The sequence below is a fragment of the Xanthomonas sp. WHRI 7064 genome, from assembly GCF_040202355.2.
In the GTDB taxonomy this organism is placed as follows: domain Bacteria; phylum Pseudomonadota; class Gammaproteobacteria; order Xanthomonadales; family Xanthomonadaceae; genus Xanthomonas; species Xanthomonas arboricola.
In genome coordinates this window covers 2,169,179-2,191,609 of record NZ_CP167821.1, presented here as the reverse complement: position 1 = coordinate 2,191,609, position 22,431 = coordinate 2,169,179, and the positions used below count along the sequence as shown (strand labels likewise).

Annotated in this window: 8 protein-coding genes; 1 reads left to right on the top strand and 7 read right to left on the bottom strand. The window is 63.6% G+C overall.

What is annotated here, in order from left to right:
- Window positions 1–155 precede the first annotated feature (155 nt).
- Window positions 156–902 carry a murein L,D-transpeptidase catalytic domain family protein gene (locus ABQY74_RS09495; protein WP_102254110.1) on the bottom strand — a complete coding sequence of 249 codons (747 nt, stop codon included), beginning with the start codon at window positions 900–902 and terminating at the stop codon, window positions 156–158.
- Between the two features lie 101 nt (window positions 903–1,003).
- Window positions 1,004–2,311 (bottom strand): threonine synthase, encoded by a 1,308-nt coding sequence (gene thrC, locus ABQY74_RS09490; protein ID WP_349794588.1) that lies wholly within the window; start codon window positions 2,309–2,311, stop codon window positions 1,004–1,006.
- A 146-nt stretch (window positions 2,312–2,457) separates the two neighbouring features.
- Here thrC and ABQY74_RS09485 point away from each other — a divergent pair, with 146 nt between their 5' ends.
- On the top strand, window positions 2,458–2,772 hold the full coding sequence (locus tag ABQY74_RS09485) for an EthD family reductase (protein WP_065032272.1): 315 nt from the start codon (window positions 2,458–2,460) through the stop codon (window positions 2,770–2,772).
- A gap of 74 nt (window positions 2,773–2,846) precedes the next feature.
- Here the strand turns inward: ABQY74_RS09485 and ABQY74_RS09480 are convergent, their stop codons facing one another.
- From ABQY74_RS09480 to ABQY74_RS09460, 5 genes are all read right to left on the bottom strand, one after another.
- Window positions 2,847–3,797: a homoserine kinase gene (locus ABQY74_RS09480; RefSeq protein ID WP_349794636.1), complete on the bottom strand. Its 951-nt coding sequence runs from the start codon at window positions 3,795–3,797 to the stop codon at window positions 2,847–2,849.
- 29 nt (window positions 3,798–3,826) lie between these two features.
- Window positions 3,827–6,334 carry a bifunctional aspartate kinase/homoserine dehydrogenase I gene (thrA, locus tag ABQY74_RS09475; RefSeq protein WP_349794590.1) on the bottom strand — a complete coding sequence of 836 codons (2,508 nt, stop codon included), beginning with the start codon at window positions 6,332–6,334 and terminating at the stop codon, window positions 3,827–3,829.
- A 585-nt stretch (window positions 6,335–6,919) separates the two neighbouring features.
- The gene (locus tag ABQY74_RS09470; RefSeq protein ID WP_115510933.1) at window positions 6,920–7,420 is read right to left on the bottom strand and encodes a TspO/MBR family protein; all 501 of its coding nucleotides are present in this window, start codon (window positions 7,418–7,420) and stop codon (window positions 6,920–6,922) included.
- A 402-nt stretch (window positions 7,421–7,822) separates the two neighbouring features.
- A complete protein-coding gene (locus ABQY74_RS09465; RefSeq protein WP_104570131.1) occupies window positions 7,823–8,131 on the bottom strand; it encodes a hypothetical protein in 309 nt (102 codons plus the stop codon).
- On the bottom strand, window positions 8,128–22,392 hold the full coding sequence (locus tag ABQY74_RS09460; protein ID WP_349794593.1) for a hemagglutinin repeat-containing protein: 14,265 nt from the start codon (window positions 22,390–22,392) through the stop codon (window positions 8,128–8,130). The genes ABQY74_RS09465 and ABQY74_RS09460 overlap by 4 nt, the downstream gene beginning before the upstream one ends.
- Between the last annotated feature and the right edge of the window lie 39 nt (window positions 22,393–22,431).

Here is a 22,431-nt window from a genome sequence, read left to right as displayed (position 1 = left end):
TTGCGCGACTTCCGCACCAGGCCATTGACCAAGCTTTGCTTTGCGCTTCGCGCAGACAGCAAGCATCGCCGCATGACTGACCCGCAGATTCCAACGCGATGCCAGCACTTCAGGCCGCTCGCGCGATCGTCAGAGCCCGCGCCGCCTGCAACGACTCAGCGACCGCCGGCATTCGCGCTCGCCACCGACGCGCCGCAGCCGCTGCCCAGCAACCGCGATTGCCGCAGCCAGGCCCGGTCCGGGTAGTAGGCAAACACGAAGGCGCCTTCACGCAAGGTATCGATCAACTGTCTGGCCACCGCCGGACGCACCGCCGGGCAGCCCAGGCTGCGGCCAAGCCGGCCCTGCGTGCGGATCACCGCCTCGCTGACATAGGGCGCGCCGTGGATCACGATCGCGCGGTCGCGCGCATGGTCGTTGAAGCCGGGCTCCAGACCCTTCAGCCGTAACGAATAGCCGTTATGGCCGGTGTACGACTCCTGCGCGGTGAACGCGCCCAGGCTGGACTGGAAACTGCCGTCGTCATTGGAAAACTTGGCCGCCAGGTTGTTGCCGGTATTGCGCCCGTGCGCCACCCATTCCTGGAACAGCAACCGCTGCCGCTCCAGATCGAACACCCACAGCCGGCGCTCGGTCGACGGCCGGCTGTAGTCGATGACGCTGAGCACGCGCTCGGCGCCCACCTGCTGGCGCTGCCGCGCGCATTGCAGCGCCTCGGCCGCCAGGGCCAGCACCTGGCGATCCAGCGACGGCGCCTGCCGCGCCAATGCATCGACCAGACCCATACGCGGTGCGCCCAGCCCCGGCAACGGCGCGGCGGAGATGGCATCGGCCGCACTGGCCGTTCCAGCCGCTGCCCACCCACACAACGCGGCGGCAACGGCGATCACTCGATAAGACATGCAACGACCCACATCGGACGCGGCGCCATGGCGGAACCGCACCCTCTACAAATAGCCGCATGTGCCGCACTTTCCAACCCCGGCAGGCTGAACGCGTTCGGTCAGGCGGCGTCCACAAGCAGGCGCTGCCGGAACGCCGCATAGTCCGGCGCCAGGGTTTCGGCATGTGCAGGACGCTGCAGCAGCGCGGCCAGCGCTGGGGGCACCTCCACCTCACGCCCGATCAGCGGCTCGACCACGCCTTCGAACTTGGCCGGATGTGCGGTGGCCGCCACCGCCCAGTCGCCGGTGCCGCCCTCGGCCCCTTCTGCGCGCAGCTGCTCGAGCACATGCACGGCGGTGGCGGTATGCGGGCAATGCACTTCGCCATAGCGCGCAAAGCGCTGCTGCACGGTGTGGCGGATCGCGGCATCGTCCACCGAGAGCGCACGGAAGGCCTCGCGCAGCGCGGCATCGTCGCCCTGGTAGAGCCAGCGCAGCCGTTCGAAGTTGCTCGGCGCACCCACGTCCATCGCATTGGCCAGCGTGGCGATGCTGGGCTGCGGCGCGTAATCGTCGCCGGCAAAATAATCCGGCAACACATGATTGGCATTGGACGCCAGCGCGATACGACCCAGCGGCACACCGAGCGCGCGCGCCAGGATCGCCGCCAGCCCGTTGCCCAGGTTGCCGGTCGGCACCACCAGATTCAGCGCCGCCCCCGCGCCGGCATGGTGCTGCAGGGCGGCGTGCGCGTAATAGCTCATCTGCGGCAGCAAGCGGCCCAGGCTGATGCTGTTGGCCGAACTCAGCGGCAGCTGCGCCTGCAGGTCGGCATCGTTCAGGGCCTGCTTGACCATCGCCTGGCAATCGTCGAACGAGCCGGCCACGCGCAGGGCGTGGATGTTGTCGCCGAAGCAGCCCAGCTGATGCGCCTGGCGCGGCGACACGCGCCCGTCCGGATACAACACCACCACGCGCAGACCCGGCTGGCGGTGGAATGCCGCGGCCACGGCAGCGCCGGTGTCGCCTGAGGTGGCGACCAGGATGGTGAGCGGGCGGTCTTCGGCACGGCGCAGGCGGGTCAGGCAGGCGGCAAGAAAGCGCGCGCCGAAATCCTTGAACGCGGCGGTCGGGCCATGGAACAGCTCCAGCGCGTAATCGCCGGGCGTGCCCAGGGCCACCAGCGGCGCCGGGAAGTCGAAGGCTTCGGCACAGATGTCCGGCAGCTCGGCCGCCAGCGCATCGCCATCGAAGAACGGCCGCAGCAACGTGGCGGCGGTGTCGGCCAACGTGGTACCGGCCGTCAGCGTGCGTGCCGGTGGCAGGCTCTGCGGCACGTAAAGGCCGCCATCGGGCGCCAGGCCGGCGGCAATCGCCTGGCTCAGGCTGGCGGCGGGCGCGCCGCCACGGGTGGAGAGGAAGTTCATGGTGACGACTCCAGACAAGACGAAGACGGGGCGTGGCCCGTGAATGAGAAAGCCGGACACTGCGGCATGGCCGCGCCGCGTTGCGGCGGCGCCCGGCAAGGGCGGCGCAGCGCTATGCTGCGCGCACCTTCCAGTGGAGCCGGCAGATGATCAAGGTCAGCGTGATGTACCCGTACCGCGAAGGCGCCCGCTTCGACCATGCCTACTACCGCGACTCGCACATGCCGCTGGTGAGCGCGCGGATGGGCGCGGCCTGCCTGCGCTATACGGTGGACAAGGGCATCAGCGGCGGCGAGCCGGGCAGCCCCCCGGCCTTCATCGGCATGTGCCATATCTTCTGCGAGTCGGTGGAGGCATTCGGCGCCAGCTTCGGGCCGCACGCCGAAGAGATCCTGGCCGATATCGCCAACTACACCGATCTTGCGCCGGTGATGCAGATCAGCGAGGTGGTGGTCGGTTGAAGCGTGCCTTGCGCGCTGCACGGCCTGCCTGCCGTGCGCGGTCGATCGATCGACGACGACTTCCGCGCGATGGCTCATGCGAGCAACCGCGCGGCCGGGCTGGCGATCGGAGACACCCAGTGCTGGCTATCCAGGCCAACGCCTGCGAAGGCGGCCTTGACCGATGCGGCGGCCGCGTCGGCGGCCGCGCGCGATGCGAACCAGGCGAACACACTGGGGCCGGCGCCGGAGATGCTGGCACCCAAGGCATCGTGATCCAGCGCGGCCTGCTTGGCAGCGGCAAAGCCGGCGATCAACGGCGCGCGGCGTGGTTCGACCAGCACATCGCGCAGGCCGGCCCGCACCAGCCCCGCATCGCCGGCATGGCAGCCGGCCAGTACCAAGGCCAGGTTGGTGCTCTGCGCGACGAACTCGCGTAGCTGATAGTCGCCAGCCAGGGCTTCGCGCGCGCGGCGGGTTTCCAGCACCGCATCCGGATGCACCAGCAGGCTATGCCATGCAGCCGGCACGTTGATCGGCACCAGACGCTCCAGCGTGCACAGCACCAGGCCGCCCAAAAACAACGGGCCAAGATTGTCGCCGTGGCGGCTACCGCTGGCCACGGCCTCGCCATCGAGTGCGTGCTGATACAGCTGCTCGTTACTTAGCGGCGCATCCAGCAGCGCGTTGGCGGCAACCAACGCCGCCACGCATGACGCTGCCGAGCCGCCCATGCCCGAACTCAAGGCGATGCCTTTGTCGATTTCGATTTCAAAGCCGAACGGCAGCGCCAGCGCCGCGCGCAACGACATCAAGGCCGCACCCGCCGTGTTGCGTTCGGCATCCAGCGGCAAGGCCACGGTGGTGCCGCGGATGGCGGCGATGCGCACCAGTGGCGCATCGATGCGCCGCACCGTGACGGTGTCGCCGACGCCGTCGATGGGATAGCCGAGCAGATCGAATCCCACCGCCACATTCGCCACCGAGGCCGGTGCAAAGGCGCGTGCCTGGCCAAGCTCGCGCGCAGCAATCGCCACCCGTTGCATCTCCGCGGACTGGTCTGCAACCGCCTGATTCACAAGCGTGCTCCCTCGCCCGCCGCCACCCGCAGCAGATCGGCAAACACGCCGGCTGCGGTGACCTCCGGGCCAGCGCCCGGGCCTTGCACCACCAACGGGTTTTCGCAGTAACGACGCGTGGTGAACTGCACCACGTTGTCGGTCAGGCGCAGGTTGGCGAACGCGTGATCGGCCGGCAGTTCGACCAGGCCGACGCTCGGTGCGCGATCCGGCGGCAGCTGCGCGACATAGCGCAGCACATTGCCGCGTGCACGTGCGTCGGCCAGGCGCTGCGCGAACGTCGCATCCACCTCATGCAGGCGCGCCATGAAATCGTCCACGCTGGCTTGACGCAGTGCTTCAGGCACCAGGCTCTCGACCTGCACATCTTCCAGGCTGATCTCGCGCCCGGCTTCGCGCGCCAGGATCACCAGCTTGCGCGCCACATCCACGCCGGACAGATCGTCGCGTGGATCCGGTTCGGTATAGCCCATGCCGCGCGCCTGCGTCACCAGTTCGGCGAACGGCACACTGCCGTCGTACTTGTTGAACAGCCAGGCCAGGGTGCCGGAGAAGATGCCCTCGATCGAGGTCACCGCATCGCCGGTATCGACCAGATCGCGCAGCGTGGTGATCACCGGCAAGCCGGCGCCCACGGTGGCTTCGTAACGGAAGCGCGCCCCGCTGGCATCGGCCGCCGCACGGATCGCCTGATACCGCTGCAACGGACCGGAGCCGGCCTGTTTGTTCGGCGTCACCACATGGATGCCGGCAGCCAACCACTCCGCATAGCGATCGGCCACTTCTGCGCTGCCGCTGCAGTCGATGATCACCGTATGCGGCAGATGCGCGGATAACAAGTGCGTGGTGAAACGCTCCAGATCGGTCGCGGTGGCTGCGGAGGCGAAGGCATCGCGCCAGTTGCCGACCAGGCCGCGCTCGTCCAGCAACATGCGCCCACGCGAGACCACCGCGCGCAGGCGCAGATCCAGGTTGGCCTTGCCCAGCAACTGCGGCTGCGCAATGCGCAACTGATCCAGCAACGCCGCGCCCACGTTACCCGGGCCAATCACGCCCACCGAGAACGTCTGCGGCGACAGCCAGAAGCCGGCATGCGCCGCGCGCAAGGCCTTGGTCGCATGCGCCGCGTCGATGGCTACCGAGATGTTGCGCTCCGACGAACCCTGTGCGATCGCCAGGATATTGACCTGCGCACGCCCCAGCGACTCGAACAGCCGCGCCGCCACACCCGGCTGCCCGGCCATGCCATCGCCCACTGCAGCGAGCACACTGATGCCGGTGGTCAGCTGCACACGCTGCACCTGACCGACCGTGAGTTCATGCGCAAACGCCTGCAGCAAGGCATTGCGTGCACGCTCGGATTCATGCTGCTTGACCACGCAACAGATCGAATGCTCGGAAGAACCTTGCGAGATCATCACCACCGACACCTGCGCCGTGCGCAGCGCCGCGAACACCCGCTCGGCGGTACCCGGCACGCCGATCAGGCCGGTGCCTTCCAGGTTGAGCACGGCCAGATCCGGGCTCAGCGTCAGCCCCTTGATCGGCCCGCTCACCGCGCTGCTGGCGGTGATGCGCGTGCCCGGATGTTCCGGCTGGAAGGTATTGCGGATGATGATCGGCAAGCCGCGCTCGATCGCCGGCGACATGGTCTGCGGGTGCACCACCTTGGCGCCGAAATAGGCCAGCTCGCAGGCCTCGTCGTAGCTCAGCGTTTCCAGCTGCACCGCTTCCGGCACCACGCGCGGGTCGGCCGACAGTACGCCGTCCACGTCGGTCCAGATATGCAGCTCATCGGCATCGAACAAGGCCGCGAAAATTGCACCGGAATAATCGCTGCCGTTGCGCCCCAACGTGGTGATGCGGTCGGCGCGGTCGCGCGCAACGAAGCCGGTGACCACCACGCGCGTCTGCGGATGCGCCTGGCGCCAGGTCTGCAAGCGCTGCGCGCTGACGTCCCAATCCACATCCACGCCGAGTTCGCCGCGATTGACCACCAGCACATCGCGCGCATCCAGCACCGCGCAATCCTCGCCAAGCGCACGGAAATGGTCGCCCAGCAATTGCGCCGAATACACCTCGCCCAGGCCTTGCACGCGGTCGAGCACCTCGCGCGGCAACTCACCGATCACCGCCAATGCACCGAGGATCTGCGACAGATGCTCGAAGCGCTCGTCCAGCCATTCGACGGTCGGCCCGGAACGCTCGCCCAGCAGGGCCACCGCCGCACCGCGATGACGCGCACGCGTCTCATGCCAGCGCTCGCGCCATTCGGGGCGGTTCTGCGCGGCCAGTTCGGCCAGTGCGATCAACGCATCGGTCACCCCCTTCATCGCCGACACCACGGTGACCTGCACCGACTCGTCGCGTGCCAGCAACAACTGCGCCACATGCCGGTAGCGCTCGGCATCGGCCACCGACGTGCCGCCGAATTTGTGCACGATGGTGCGTGCGGAAGATGCGGCAACAGCGGCGGGTTCGAGCAAAACAACAGGCGATGACATCGACAGACCTCGTTAGGGAGGCCCCGTCCGCATCAGATGAGGGAGGAAAGCCCCCGCATCCTGATCCGGGTGCGGGGCCGTTGTTTTCGGAAGTTACGCGAAGACGACGGGCCGCACCGGGCGAATGGTGACGGTGGTAATGGTGGTGCTAATGCCGGCCACGCCCGCACCCGGCCGCAGCTGCGGCTGACAGGTAAGCGAGGAGATGGCGGAGGCGTTAGGCATGTACGCAAAAGACATCACCGCGGCGAGGCCTGTCAAGCGTTGCGTGAATGGGCAGGCGCACGTGCTCGGCCTACAGAACAGAAAACCTTGCGGCTCAGGGATTTAAGCGACGCGCTCGCAAGCAATTGATTGCTATGGAAACTTTTGGAGCGGCCTAAGCGGACGGCCCTGCGCAGGTTTTGCACATGGATTGGTGCCGTCGTGTCACTCGGCTGACGTGTGACTCAGCTGATGCGATGCAGCTAACGGGCTCACTTGAGCGCAATGCACCGCATCACTATAGGCGTCACTTCGCATCAAGCAACAGATCGTCGCTGCCGTCACGCTGGTAGGTGCAAGTCACTAAGGTCCGCAGCGAGATCAGCCGAGCACCTGAGGATTGAGTTGCCAGATCGAAAAGTTGAGCGCGGCCGCAAAGCTCACCCATGCGAGATACGGCACCAACAACCACGCCGCCAGAGCCTGCCTCTTCGCAAACGCCCCGATGGTCGCCACCAGCACAAGCCACAGCACCAGGATGTCAGCGAACGCCCACGCCCCCAGATGCCACGCAAAGAACAACCAACTCCACAGTCCGTTGAGCGCCAGCTGCACGACGAACAGTGTCAGCGCCACGCGCGCACCAGCCCATCCCCCAAGGCGCCACACCAACCAAGCCGACACTGCCATCATCCCGTACAACACCGTCCACACCGGCCCGAACAACCAGCCCGGCGGCGCCCACGCCGGCCGTGCAAGTTCTGCATAGAAGCTGGCCGCCTGGATGGATGCCATCGCACCAAGCCCAGCGACCGCATAGCACAGCGCCAACCAGACGAGGAGGCCGAGCCATTGCGACTTTCTTGAAATACTTTGCGTCATGACTGCCGTGAAGTGTTGTCGTGCTCCTTAGCCTGGCAGAGCATCTGTGCAAGCCGCGACTACGCGGATGAATGGTCCGAGTTTAGTCAGTCCACTATGGATTTGCGCCGCCATAACGCCGACAGCAAGGCCTGCACGACTCCCTAGGCTGACCGACAACCCGACACCTGCTGAGTTTGGCGCGCAGCATCAACTGCGGGCCATCAACTTTAGCTGGCAATGAATTGCGCGGGGCTGACATGAGCTCCCACTCAAAATTGAGTGCATGTCCAAGTGAACCTGATCCTAGTAGTGATAGGAGCGTTTGTTCGTCATCCGACTGCAATAGCTGCATTCGCTTAAATTTTATAACACGCTCTAGCTCTACTCCTAACCTCACGCGGGGGAAGATGTCACGTACGCCTAACCGCGCCGATCAAAATCTTTATCCTGCTCTAAATCTGTTTTGAATCCAAATATAAGCGCCACTTCCAATAATTTAACCACAGCGAAACCCGACAAAGTGAAATCATATTTTTCAAGTAGACAAATAATGCTTTCATAAGCCAATCCATATTCACCAGCATCCTGTACCCACTCCATCACTTGGTTAATTTGATCCACATAAGACATTTCATTTTTTAAAAATGAATTACCAACCCCAGGCTGATTAGCCAACTCAGATATAACGATATAAAGATTTTTCTTAACCAAATTATGATAAATATTCATGGCTTTGGATTCTTGGGAACATTTGTCGGATAACCACTCACAACTCTACCTTTTTTTGTATCATAAACAACCTTTACATCCAAACCATCGCGATTCGCCGTCCCAGTTATATATCCACGACCATCCGGCAAAGACCATTTAACTTTTGGATCAGTAGCAATATCAGAAACAGTGTGAGCTATCTTATCATCACTCCAGCTTGCTGGAAATTCCGTTTTTCCAGGATTTCCTGTTCCAAATCGATGCCCTCCCGACGTGGGAGAATCGCCATCCAAAATGTGTTTAGTTGCCTTAGGATCAAGAAGCGATGTGTACTGCTCAGCATCTTTTACCGCACCTGCAAATCCATCACTACTCTTAATAATTCCAGCAATACCCGCCTTTGTCCCTAACACACCGAGCGATGAGAGCAATGTATCGACAAGCATTGAGCTCGTGGCGTGACTAGCCGGATAAACCGCCTGTTGATCACCGTCGGTGTAGGCACCGAATGCAGCTGAACCTACAAACGGCGAAAATGGCTGAACTAAGAAGGTCTCTTTCTTGTCCTGTGCATAGCTGGCAATTGGCGTCGCACCCAAAAGTGCGCCACCGAACGTTTTAACCGGACCACCGGCTGCCGCCATTAGCACAAGAGCAGTCGTTTCGGCGGTCTTTGGCCCAAGGAAGTTTTTGAACTCTTCGACTTTCTGTCCGCCTGCGATCGCCAAATCGGATACAACTCTAGCGCCCTTGAAACGCAAGCTTTCGTTATCCGATGCCGCTCCGCTTAAGCCAGTAGAACCAGTTGCAGCAGAACCGCCGACATCCCGGGACTGCAAATTATCAGATGCGGATGTCCCTTCTGTCTTCCCAATCAATACAGTAACAGTACCTGTCGGGATCTTCTTGATTACTTCACTTTGTTGATCAACAGTAAGCCGATTGTACTCTTTTCCGTACAGCTTGAAGGCATAGGTCTCCGGCGCAGCGATACTTGCAAGATATGAACCTGCCTCAGGAGACTTTAGCAACAACACTAAGTCGTCCGGATTGGCTCCCAACCTGACCGCATTATCCAAAACCGTGTTGATACCTGCCCGCTGGTCAGGGTCGACCACGTTGATCTTATCCAGAGCGGCAGCCACCATACCCTGGCGCTGCTGTCTTCCATCGCGGTAATCGTAGTAGCCGTAGACTTGTGCAGTACTCGCCATAGAAGCACCTGCCTGTGTGTCACCGGCAAGGAGGCCACCGGCTGCCCCGAAAAGAGCCGCCATTCCGCCCATTAGTGCCGATTCGACATCGCTACCGGGACTAACGCCGTTACGTTGCAAAGCTTCGGCAAACCTAGGGAGTGCATTCTCGCTAACAAACACGCCACCTGCGGCTGCCAAGACGTTGCCTCCAGAGGCCGCAGCTGCGAGCGCGCCGGCAGCAACCTGCGTGACTTGCTTAGCAGTTCCTTTGTCATTCCAGCTCGCCAGACTTTGCTTTGCATCTGCTAATCGATTACGAGCTTCAGCAGCCGCTGCCTTATCGCCATCACGTTCGGCGACAGACAAATCGTTCATCGCTTGATCTGCAGCAGCTGCTGCCTGCTCCCGCTTATAGGTGATCACCGCTTTAGCGGACCGCAACGCCACTTCGCCCGCTGCCTGAGCAAGCTCTTGCTGTTCGGCAAGTTTTTGCTCGTCGAAAATCTCCTTCAGCCCAGATTGTTGCAACTCGGCCGCACTTCGATCCAACCCTGCCAGTGCAGAGTCGTCGCCATTGCGGATCTGGATCGTACCGGCGGCGATATCGCTTTTGGTCGTGCTGCTTGAGCTGTCGCTGGCGTTACCCAGCATGCTCAATCCGGCACCGATGGCAACGCTGGCCATGCTGCTGCCCGTGCCGCCGGCAACTGTTACGCCGCTGGTCTTGTACTCCGCCTTGTTCTGGAGGTCCTCGACCGTCAGGCTATCGGTGGACAGCCGATTGAGACTGGCATCGGCAGCACTAGCAATCGCACCACCGACCAACTTCGTGTTACCGCCCACATTGATGTCGAAGCCACCATTGCCAGCCTGGATGCCGCTCTGCTCAGTCACACTGGTGTAGCTGCTGTTGACCTTCTGCTGGCTGTAGCTGCCGCCACTGCCCGAGCCGGTCGCTAGGGTCAGACTGGCCTGCTGTTGTTTGCTCTTGTACTCATTGGTGTCCTGCTCGCTCTTGATCAGCAGATCGCCGCCGACATTAGCAAGGACCTTGTTGCCAACAGCTTGTGCACCCTGGATCGTAGTGTCGTTGCCGCTCACCAAGGTCAACGTGTCGTTGGCAGTGACCACGCTTTCTGTGCGTAGATCGCTATTGCCCTTGGCGCTGCCCTTGCCTGCAGACACCGTGAGGTAATAGCCAGTTACCGCACCGACACTGATGCCGATTTCACCGCCTGCGTTCTTGTTCTCCGACTTAGTGGTGTTGGTTTCTTTGTTACTGAGCAAGTTGAGATTGTTTGCTGCAGCCAAGGCCACATTTTCACCGGCAATTTTGCTGCCAATGACGTTGAGATCGCCGCCAGTTGCCGCGATGGTGACATCACCATTACTGAGGATGCGGCTACCGCCGGTGGTCTCTTCGTGTGTGGTTGTCTTACTCGACGAACTGCTGGCACCGATGCCAAGGCGCAAGCTTACCCCCGTCGCATTGGCGGCACCTTGCGCACCATCGGCTGCGGCGGCGCCAGTCTTTGTCATGTTTCCGGCAACCGCTTGGCCGTCGTAGCCCTTCAGGCCATTGCCAACCAAGCCCACGGTGTCGCTGACCGCGTAACCCGCCTTGGCGGCATAGAGCGCCTTCAGGCGATCGTCTTCAACCTCCGAGCCGCGCTTGACTGCGCCGTAGATCGCCTGCGCGGCGTCTACAGCCCCACCGGTCAATCCTAACGTGATGCCAGCACTCTGCTGCTTGGACGTCTGCACCATATCCACGGTATTTTCTGCCACGGCAATCGTGACTTCCTTGCCCACGATCGTAGTGCTGGTGGCACTCAGCACATCGCTGCCGGTAATGGCCACCTTGTTGCCGGCGGTCATTGTCACCGAGCCATCGGTACTGCCGACCAGGCTGCCGCTGTTGGTGACCTCGGTGACGTCCAGGCCGTCGGTCTTCTTGGTGACGCCCAAAGCGACGCTGAATCCGCCGCCGCCGTAGAGACCGGACTTCTTGACTGTCTTTTCGTGTTCCTCGCTGTGCGTGGTCTGCACCGTGTCCAGCGTGATGTTGTTGCCTGCGGACAAGACCACATCGCCGGTGCTGGCGAGCTGCGCGCCTTGCGACAGCAGATCGTTACCCGCCGCAATCTGCACCGTGTCGCCACTGAGCGTGGTGGTGACCGCCACGTTGTCGTGCCACTCATCATGCGTGGTCGTGGTCTTGCTGGAGAACGTGCCCTTCTTCTTCTTGGTCATGTCCTGCACGGCGTCGTGCTGTTCGATGGCGGCGAGCAGGTTGACGTCGTTGCCGGCGGCCAGGGTGATGCCGCCTTCCTTGGTGGCGGCTGATGCGGCGGTGAGGGTGATGTCGTTGCCTGCCTGCATCGCCAGGTTGCCGCCGGCGTTTAGCTCGGTGCCGTGGACGGTTTCGTCGCTGGTCGTTGTGGTCTGCTTGAAGCGCTTGCGCGTTTCCAGCGTGTTGCTGGTGTCCACCGTGGTCAGCGTGCTGGCATTGATGTCGTTGCCGGCGCTGATGCCCAGACCCTTGCCGGCGTCCAGCTTGGCCGCGACCAGATTGACGTCGTTGCCGGCGCTGAGGATCAGGTTGCCGCCGGCAGTGAGCGCCTGCTGGTCAATGCTCTGGGTGGTCGTGGTGGTGGTGACGCGCGTCTTGCCGTTGCGGGTCTTGTAGCTGTTGGTTTCGGTCTCGTTGAGGACGGATTCGACGTTGAGGTTGTTGCCTGCTGCAGCAATCAGATCACCGCCGGCCTTGACGTTGGCCTGGCGGATGGTCAGGTCGTTGCCGGCGGTCAGTTGCAGGCTGTCGCCGGTGCTGATGTTGGTACGGGTGGCGACCTTGCCGTCCAGACCGGTGGTCGGTGTCAGCGAGAGGTTGTTGCCTGCCTGCAGTGCAGCGCTACCGTCGGCCTTGATGGTGACGCCGTGCAATTGCAGGTCGTTGCCTGCCGACATCACCAGATCTTTGCCCGTGGTTACCGACACGGCGTCGCCACCGCGCAGCAAGCCGTTGTCGTTGCGCAAGGCGCTGGGCGTGAGGCTGAGGTTGTTGCCCGCAATCAACGCTGCGCTGCCATCGGCCTGCACGCGGGTACCGGTCAGCGTCATGTCGTTGCCGGCCATCATCTGCAAGGTGTTGCTGGCGGTGATGCCCGACAGGATGCCAACGCCGTTGATGGCCTTGGATGCTTCGCTGACCAGGTTGTTGCCGGCCACCAGTGCCACGTCGCGACCCTGGATCTGGCCCTGATTGAGCAGGTCGTTGCGCGCTTCCAGGGCAACGCTGCCAGTGCCGCTGATGCGGCCCTGGTTGAGCAGGTTACCGGCGGTGACGCTGACGTCGGCACCGGCGATGACGCCCTGGTTGCTCATGGAATTGGTGGCGTTGAGCTCGACGTTGCCGCCTGCAATCAATGCGCCGTTGCCGCGCAACTGCAGCGAGTTGGAGGCCAGATACACAACCGGCACCAGCACCTTCTGGCCCTGGTAGTCCTGTTCGACCATCCAGACGATGTCTTGCGTCAGCGCGGCCGCTTGTGCGGCGGTCAAGCCCACGCCCATGCTCAGCTGCAGCTGACCTGCGGCGGCCACGCCCGACTCCAGCAAGGCGCGGTACTGCGCCACGCCATCTGCGTAGTTGCCCAGATAGCGGCGACCAGTGAGCTGGGTGATCTGGTCCAGCACCAGGCGCTGCTCATAGAAGCCATCGCCCAGGCGGGTCTGGGTCCACTCCGGGTCAACACCCAGCTTGTCCAGCAGGAAGTCGCTGCTGATGAAGTTGTCGTAGTTGACGAAGCGCGGGTCGGTCTCGATCAGGTAACGACGGCCCGGGCCATTGCTGCGCCAGGCATTGATGCCGCCCAGCCCGTTGGCGGCACGGCCCATTGCAGTGAGATCGGTACCGGTGCCGCCGGATAAGCGATACAGCCCGCCAATGGGCAGATCGATCTGCGTCAGCGAGGTTTGCCCGCTACCAACAATGTTGGTCACCGGAATGGTGGCCGGATCGACTCGGGTACGGCTGTCAGTTGCGACGGCAGTGACGCCGTTACCGGCCGCGGTGGCCTCCACGTCTGCCTGATCGACGCTGCTGCGTACAAGCCCGCTGTCGTTGGACGCGACAGGTGCAACCGACATCTTGACGATGCCACCCGATGTAGCCAGCGTTGCGTCTTGCGTGTTGGTACCCACCTGAGTGCCTGCACTGCCGGTCGTACCGGTGGCAACACGAATACTGTTCGCGCCGCCATTGGCGCGGCCGATCACTGCCTGGCCGCCCACTCCACCGGCGCTTTGCGTGGCGCGGCCGGTCAAGCCACCTTGTGCGCCGACACCATTCAGCGAAGCGCCGCTGATGCCACGACCGTCACTGCCGACGGCACCATTACTGATGTTGGCGCCGTTGATGCTGACGCCTTGGCCACCGGTCATGCTGGCGCCCAGGGCGATATAGCTCGTGTTGATCGTAGAAGAAGAAATGGTTTTTGACTCAGCATCATATGTACAGATAGGACGCCGATTCCCTTGGTTCAGCGCACAGTCGTCAATGACCGCTGTTACTGAATACTCGTAGTCTCTCTGTACGACTTGCCTATTCAAGGCAAGCGATTCGTTGAAGATTGACTCTCCACCAACGAAAAGCCCATCACTCAATCCACCCACACCACGTTGGTTTATTTGCAGCGCACCTGCCGCCGCAATCGACGAAGTGTTATTGGTGACGCTTCCAGAAATCGCTATATTTCCTCCAGCCGCGATTCGTCCCTCCGTACTTGCAGCGATGAGACGCTCTTGCTGTTCGACCGAATAGGAACGATAAACACCAGGATTTTTTCCTGTGTAAGGAAAACGAATGAAGTAAGATTGCCTTGGATAGACAATTCCACGTGACTCAATAAGCTCCTCGGGCATCGTTGCATTCGCAGCTGCCTTTTCTTGCTCGGTCAATGCACCCAATGCAGTAGTCAAAACCCGCCGCCGATTATTCAGCTGATTGGCCGCAATCAAGATGCTCCCATCAGCCTCGATGCTGCCCGACAGGTTATTGACCACACCCGTACGCGATACCAAGGTGCCGCCGCCATCCTGCGCGCCGCCGATGGCGATATTGCCCAGGCTGAAGATGCGCGCGTCGCGGTTGAGTAGTTGATCGCGCACGATCAGATTCATGTTGCCGGTGGAACCAAGCAAGGCCGAGCCATAGGCTGCGTTGTCGGTCGCGCCGCCGAAGTCGGCGCCGTTCACCAATGTGCCGGTGCTCACCGAGACGTTGCCGCCGACGATGCTGCCGGTGTTGTTGATGCTGTTCGCCACCAGCGACAGTGCGCCATTGCCGGAGATACTGCCGGCGTTGTCGATGATGTTGCCGCCGTTGAGGCGGGTGTCGTTGGACAGGATGTTGGCGCCGGCGCGGTTGGTGATGCTGCTGGCCGTAATGTCCAGACTGCGCGCAGCCTTGAGCGTGGACTCGTTGACCAGGCTCCCACCGACGCGCAGGTTGAAAGTGCCGTTACTGGTAAGGTCTGCACCGGCGCGGTGGGTGTAGTCGCTACGCAAGGTCAGGTCCAGCAGGTTCTGCGCCAGGATGCTGCCGCCACCGTCGAAGCCGACGGTATCGATCACCACATCGCCGGCGCCGCCGGTCATGCTGCCGGCGCCAATCTTGCCACCCGCGTTGTTCAAGTTCTGCAGGTTCAAGCGGACTGCCTGCTCGGCCTTGATGGTGCCGTTCTGATTGTCTAGCGTGGCGCCTGCGCGCTGCAGCAGGAAGCTCGCGCCGGCATAGACGTTGCCGCCCTGGTTGTTCAAGCCATTGGTGGTGGCGATCAGGTCGCCGCCGGCGACCAGCTGGCCGCTGTTGTTGGCGATGCTGGCGGCATCGATCACCACGCTGCCGCGTCCACCGAGATTGCCGCCGCTGTTGGTCAATGCACCACCGGTGGTGATGCGTGTCAGTCCACCGCCGTTGTTGACGATACTGCCTTGGCTATTGTCGATACTTCCGCCGGAGGCGGTCAGCGTATTGCCGGCATCGAGCTGGCCGCCGCTGTTGAGCAACGCGCCGGCGACGGCAACGTTGAGATCACGGCCAGCACTGAGCTTGCCGCCTTGGTGATTGTCTAGCTGGCCGCGTGCCGTGACGCTGAGGTCGCGCGCTGCTTGCAGACTGCCGCCGCTGCTGCTGATGTTTTCCGCAGTAACCACTGCGTCGGTGCCGGCACCGATCGTGCCGTTGCCGTTGTCCAGGCCACGATTGAGTTCGACGCGCAGGCTTCCACCCGCACCAGCGTTTGCGACCGCCTGCACAATGCCGCCGGCATTGCTGAGGCTGTCGGCACGCAAGGTCAGCGCACCACCGCTGGCCTGCAGCAAGCCGTTGCGGTTGTCGGCCGCGCCGGTACTTTGCACCTTCAATTCACGTGCTGAGACCGAACCACTGATGTTATTGAGGCCAGCAACAGTGAGTGCTGCATCGCCCGCTGCGGCAATCGCGCCGCCCTGGTTGTTCAACGCGCCACTGGCATCCAGGTTCAGTTGCCCTTGCGTGAGGATGCGCCCACTGCTGTTGCCCAGCGCACTACGGCTGGTGACCGACAGGGTGCCGGTGCCGGCATGCTCGATGCGCCCTTGTGCATTTTCCAGGCTGGCTGCAGTGATGGTCAGATCCTGCGCATTGCTGGCCAGCGTGCCACCGGTGTTGTCGATCGCGCCGCCGATGCTGACGCGGGTCAGTCCGTTGCCGCTTTGCACCAACCGCCCGCCGGCATTGCTCAGGCTGGCGCCGTCGATACTCAGCTGGTTGGCCTGCATCTGGCCGGCGACGGCGTTGAGACGCCCGTTGTCGATATTGCCGCCGGCCTGCACGGTGAGCGTGCCGCCGGCAAGCAAATCACCGCCACGATGATCGAGGTTGCCGCCGGTGGTCAGTGCGACATTGCCGGTTGCGCGTGTGCTGGCACCCGCCAGCTGCAGCTGGCTGCCCTGCGCCGTGAGGTTGCCGCCAGCCAACAGCTTGCCGGAGGCGCTGAGTTGGCGATCGGCGATCAGGCTCAGCGTGCGTCCGCTGCCGAGGCTGCCGTCTGCGTTGATACCAGCGCCCACCGTGCCGACGATACTGATCTCACCCGCACGCAGGCTCAAGTTGCCCGAAGCGGTGGTCTGCCCGGCGTTCTCGATGCGTGCGCCCTGCAGACCTACCGTCGTACCGCTGACGGTGCCCTGCTGACGCAACACGGCGTCGCTGGTCAAGGTGACCTGCTGAGCGCCGAGCTGGCCGGCCACACCCAGATCGCCCTTGGAGCGTAATTCCAGCGTGCTACCAGCGCTCAAGGTGCCGCTCTGTGCCAGCGCGCCATCGGCCTGCGCCGAGAAGCTGCCTGCCGATGCGAGGTTGCCGCCGAGCTCCAGGTTGCCGCGGCTGATCAATGCGACATCCCCGCGCTCGCTGCCCAGCTGGCCGCTGCTGCTGACTTGCGCCGCTTCCACGCGCAAGCCATTGCCGCCAATCAGGTCACCGCGATTGTCCACCGCTCCAGTGGCGATAACACCCAGGCGTTGCAAGCCGTAGGCCTGGCCAGTCTGGCGCAGCGACCCGACGCCCAAGGCGAGTTGATTGCCGGCGCGCACGGCGCCAGCATTGTCGAGCAAGCCGCCGATGGCGAAGGTAGCGTCGCCCTGCGCGAGCAGCACGCCGCTGGCGGCATTGCTTGCGCTGGCTGCGGTGACGTTCAAGCTCTGACCAGCGACGACTTGCGCCGCATTGGTCAACGTGCCAGCTGCGCTCAGCACCACATTGCGATCGGCTTGCGCCACACCGGCAACCGCCAGGTCGCCGGTGCTGCGTAGATTCAAATCAGTGGCTGCATCGAGTGCGCCACGGCTGTCGATCGCGGCACCATCCAGGCTGATCGCGCCACCGCTTTGCAGCACGGCAGCCTGACCGGTGCCGATCCGCGCGCCGCGCAGGGTTACATTGCCCGTCGCCACCGCTTGTCCGTTCATTGTCAGTGCGCGCTGCGCCTGCAGATCCAGTTGCGTTGCCGACTGCAGCGTGCCTGCGGCGGTGAGATCGCGCCCGGCCTGTAGCGCGATCGATTGCGCCTTGAGCGAGCCGGCCTGCTGCAGATCGCCAACTGCAGTGGCCTGCAGTGTGGTCGCTGCGGCGACAACGCCTTGCAGCGTCATGTCGCCTTGGCTGATCAAGCTGACGTTGGCAGTTTCGCTACCGAGCTGGCCGCTGCTGCGCAAGCTGCCTGCCTCCACCTGCAGCGTGTCTTTGGCAATGAGGTTGCCGCGGTTGTCCAGCGTGCCAGTGACCTTCGCGGTCAGTGCCTTGCCTGCAATCGCAGTACCGCCCTGATCCATGCTGGCGGCGGTGATGCGCAGATCGCCACCGCTCTGCAGGCTGCCGGCGTTCTGCAACGCGCCAGAGGTCAGCGTGACGCTGCCATCGGCCGCCAACACGCCGGCCGCCACGTTATTGATGTTGCCCGCCTGCACCGACAGATCACGGCCGGCAATCACCTGGCTCGCATTACTCAAGGTGTCGGTTGCGCTCAACACAACATCGCGATTGGCTTGCGCCACGCCTGCGAGCGCAAGTGCTCCCGTGCTGCGCAGGCGCAGGTCCGTGCCGGCATCGAGCGTGCCACGGCTGTCGATTGCCGCACCGTCCAGGCTGATCGCGCCGACGCTTTTCAGCACGGCGTCGCGGCCGGTGGCGATGCTGTTGCCGCGCAGGTTGGCGTCACTGCCCGCCTGCGCCTGACCGTTCAACGTCAGGCTACGCTGCGCCTGCAGATCCAACGCAGACGCGGACTGCAGGGTTCCCCCGGCAGTGAGATCGCGGCCAGCCTGCAATGTCACGGCCTGCGCGTTGAGCGAGCCGCTCTGCAGCAGATCGGTGCCAGCGGTGGCTTGCAGCGTGGTCGCCGCAGCCACCACACCGTGCAGATCGATCGCGTTCTGGCTGGTCAATGTCAGTGCGCCGTTGACCGAGCCGAGTTGCCCGCTGCTGACGATGCTGTCGGCAGCGATGCTCAGATCCTTGCCCGATACCAGCTGGCCCGCGTTTTCGAATGCGCCTGTCGACGAGATCGATACCGCATCCCCGCTGTAGACACGGCCGCGCTGAAGCAATGTTCCGGTGTTCAGTGCAAGGCCACGCTCGCCATGCAGGCTGCCCTTGTTTTCCAACACCCCGGCGACATCGACGCGCAGGTCGCGTAGTGCACCCAGCGTTGCAGTTGCAGCATTGTTGGCGCTGGCGGCCTGCACGTGCAGATCGCGGGCTGCGACGACTTGAGCGCCATTGTTCAACGCGCCCGCAGCGGTCAGCGCAACATCGCGCCCGCCCTGGACCACGCCAGCCAGTGCAAGATCACCGGCGCTACGCACGTTCAAATCGGTCGCCGCATCGAGCGAACCGCGGCTATCGATGGAGCCGCCATCCAGGGTGATGGCGGCACCGCTCTGCAGCACTGCTGCAGCGCCTGTCAGAACCGTTGCACCGGTGACGGTTGCCTCACCCGTACTCGATGCCTGTCCATTCAGGGCGAGCGTGCGCTGCGCCTGCAGGTCCAACGTGGATGCCGATTGCAGAGTGCCATTTGCAGTGAGGTCGCGCCCCGCCTGCAACGCGATCGACTGTGCCTTGAGCGAACCGGCCTGCTGCAAATCGCCGCCAGCAGTCGCGCGCAATGCAGTGGCCGCTGCAACCACACCCTCGAGTTGCAGCGCGTCTCGGCTGTTCAACGTGACATCGGCCCGCTCGCTACCCAACTGCCCACTGCTACGCAGCGTGGCCGCATCGACCTGCAACGCATCCTTGGCGATCAGATTGCCACGATTGGCCAGCGTGCCTGCGATGGCGGCGCGCAACGCCCTGCCTGCAGACGCGCTGCCGCCTTGGTCCATATTTGCTGCGCTGACCTGCAGATCGCCACCGGCCTGCACGCGGCCAGCGTTGTTCAGCAGTGCCGTAGTGGTCAGGGCGATGTTGCCCTCGCCCGCCAACACACCGCTCGTGGTGTTGTCGAGGCTAGCTGCCTGCAACGACAGATCGCGGCCTGCAAACACCTGCGCTGCGTTACTGAGCGCGCCGGTAGCATTCAAAACAACGTCGCGCCCGCCTTGTGCCACACCCGCCAGCGCCAGATCGCCCTGGCTGCGGATGTGCAGATCGCTCCCTGCATCCAGCTTGCCGCGGCTGTCGATGGCCGCGCTGTCCAGCGCAATCGCTCCCGTGCTCTGCAACACCGCATCCTGGCTGGTTGTCAGTGTGGTGGCGCGCATCGAAGCATCACCGCCAGCCTGGCCCTGGGCAGCAAATGTCAGAGCACGTTGTGCCTGCAGATCCAGCGTGGACGCTGATTGCAGGTTGCCAGCAGCGGTGAGATCACGCCCGGCACTCAATGCCAGCGATTGCGCTCTTAGCGACCCTGCCTGCTGCAGATCGCCAGCGGCGCTGGCCTGCAGCGTGGTCGCAGCGGCAACCACGCCTTGCAGCGCGATATCGCCCTGGCTGCCCAGACGGACACCTGCCGCTTCGCTGCCGAGTTGACCGCTGCTGCGCACGCTGCCGGCATCGATCTGTAGCGCGTTCCTGGCAATCACATTGCCAGCGTTGTCGAATGACCCGCTCACAGCTGCCGAAAGCGTGTTGCCCGAGCTGGCGCTGCCGCTTTGCGTGAACGCGCCTGCGGTCAGCTGCAGATCGCTCGCCGCATACAGGCTGCCGGCATTGTCCAATGTGCCGGCCGTGCGCACGCGCGCACCGGCATCCGACGAAAACGCGCCACTTTGCGCGTTGCGCAACGAGGCTGCCTCTACATCCAGCGCGCCAGCTGCGATCACCTTCGCGCGGTTCTGCAGTGCTGCGCCCGCCTGCAATGTGGCTGAGCCAGCGCTCTGCACGGTGCCGTCCAACGCGAGCTCGGCAGCACTGGTGATGCGCAGGTCGCCACCTGCATCGATGACACCGTTGTGCTCGACCGCTGCGCCGCGCAATTGCACCGCGCCGTCGCCGCGGAGCTGACCACGCTGACTCAGCGCGCCGTTCGCCTGCAAATCGATCGTGCCTGTCGAACCCACCACGGCATCGCTGACGAGCTCACCGCCTGCGGCGATCACCAACCCACCGGCGGTGGTCTGCAGGGTGCCGGAGAGTGCGGTATCCCCGCCGCTACGAAGATTTACGCTACCGGCGTTGACGATGCCCGAGACTTGCGCATCCGCTGCGGCATCCAGGCCCAGGGCAGTACCTGCCACGGTGTTGCCGCTGAGCGCCAGACCGCCGCGGCTGCGCAGCAGCGTCTCCCCACGCTGGCTGCCGATATCGCCACGACTGTCCAGCTGCGCCGCGTCGATGGTCAGCGCATTGCCAGCAACGAACGTGCCGCTATTGACCAGACCACCCGCAACCGCCGCCTGCGCATCGCGTGCGGCCGCCAGACTGCCCGTCGTGGTGACAGACGCTGCCTGGAGACGCAGATCGCGGCCGGCGTAGCCGCTACCGGCATTGTTCAACGCACCTGCACTGCGCAACTCCAGATCGCCACCCGCAGACACTGCACCGCGCTGTGCGATGTCGATACTCGCCGCATTGAGCGCCACTGCATCCGCTGCAATCAGCTGACCCTGCAGTTCCAGCCGACCGCCGGCTTGCACATCAGCACCCTGCCCGGCCTGCGCCAATCCACCCAGGCGCGCGTCGCCGCTACTGTTCACGCGCAAGGCGGTGGCCGCGTCCAGGGTGCCCAGTGCATCAATCGCGTTCGCATTCAGCCCGATCGCGCCGCCGCTCTGCAGCGTGCCGGTCAGGCCAATCTGGCCCGCGCGCAGGGTTGCAGCGGTTGCCGCATAGGCCACCCCATTGCTGCGCAATACACCGTCGGCGCCCAGATCCAGCGCACCAGTCGTATGCAGACTGCCATCGGCATTCAATTCCGAACCGAACAGACGGATGGCCCCGGCGCTGCTGCGGCCGCTGTGGCTCAACGTGCCACTGGCTTGTGCATCCAGGATACCGGCGGCGACCAGATCGCCTGCCAGGGTCATGCGCGCGCCGCGCAGGCGCACATCGCCTTGCTGCGAGCCGAGCACGCCGCGCTGGTCGAGGTCACCGGCTGCACGCACACCCATTCCATCGCGCGCCACCGTGGTCCCGCTCAGGCTCACCTGGCCGGCGCTGTCGATCTGCAGATCGCCACTCTGCGCCGCCAGGGTGCCGCGACTCACCACGCCCACACCGGCTTCGGTCGCAATCAGGCGAATACGGTCGGCATACATGCCGCCCAGCTGCGCCACGTCGATGCCGATCGACGGTGCCGCGCCATCGGTGCCCGGCACCACGTCCAGCAGCATGCCGTCATAGTTGACCCGCCCTGCACCCGCGGCAGCGACCAGTTCCCTGGTCCAGATCGAGCCGTCCACGCTGAGCTGACGCGAGAGCAGGTCCAGGCGGTCCACATTGAACGCATCCAGACCGTTGCTGCCGATACTCAGCGCACCGCCGGTGATGCTGAAGCCGTTCAACGCGCCATCGCTGCCCAGGTTGGGTGTGCCGGTGGTCAAGGTCACGCGCGAAGTGTTGAGAAACCCGCAGCCATCGCAGGAAATGCCGTTGGGGTTGGCGATCACCAACTGCGCCTTGGCACCGGCGATTTCGGTGTATCCCTGCAAGCGGCTGCTGGCCGAAGTGACCTCGTTGAGGATCAGCGAGGCGGCGCCGCTGCGTTGCAGATTGTTGTTGCCGGCGACATAGCCGCCCAGCTCGGTCTTGGAGATCTGCGCGCTGTTGTTGAGGATCAACCCGTTCGGGCCGACATTGAAATTGCTGTAGCGGTTATGCGAGATGCCGCGCGCATTGGGCGCGACGATGTCCACCACCGGCACGCCATTGGCGGCGACCTGTTGACCGGGTGTCTGCCCGCCGGGATTTGGCGTTGGCGTCATCTGTGCCCATGCCGGAAACGATGTCCAGGTGACCGTGCAGCACAGTAGCAACGCAAGCGCGCGCTTGCTTTGTTCGGCCAGGTAAGCACGTACGCTCATCGCTTCGGTGTCCATCGTTTCTCTCTCGCCACTGGTGGGCGTCATCAATCAACA

What these genes read in the sequence shown, in the direction of transcription:
- ABQY74_RS09480 (WP_349794636.1), bottom strand. Translation starts at nt 3,797, where the DNA reads ATGCAACGGGTGGCGATTGCTGCGCGCGAGCTTGGCCAGGCACGCGCC.
- thrC (WP_349794588.1), bottom strand. Translation starts at nt 2,311, where the DNA reads ATGAACTTCCTCTCCACCCGTGGCGGCGCGCCCGCCGCCAGCCTGAGC.
- ABQY74_RS09485 (WP_065032272.1), top strand. Translation starts at nt 2,458, where the DNA reads ATGATCAAGGTCAGCGTGATGTACCCGTACCGCGAAGGCGCCCGCTTC.
- ABQY74_RS09470 (WP_115510933.1), bottom strand. Translation starts at nt 7,420, where the DNA reads ATGACGCAAAGTATTTCAAGAAAGTCGCAATGGCTCGGCCTCCTCGTC.
- ABQY74_RS09460 (WP_349794593.1), bottom strand. Translation starts at nt 22,392, where the DNA reads ATGGACACCGAAGCGATGAGCGTACGTGCTTACCTGGCCGAACAAAGC.
- ABQY74_RS09465 (WP_104570131.1), bottom strand. Translation starts at nt 8,131, where the DNA reads ATGAATATTTATCATAATTTGGTTAAGAAAAATCTTTATATCGTTATA.
- thrA (WP_349794590.1), bottom strand. Translation starts at nt 6,334, where the DNA reads ATGTCATCGCCTGTTGTTTTGCTCGAACCCGCCGCTGTTGCCGCATCT.
- ABQY74_RS09495 (WP_102254110.1), bottom strand. Translation starts at nt 902, where the DNA reads ATGTCTTATCGAGTGATCGCCGTTGCCGCCGCGTTGTGTGGGTGGGCA.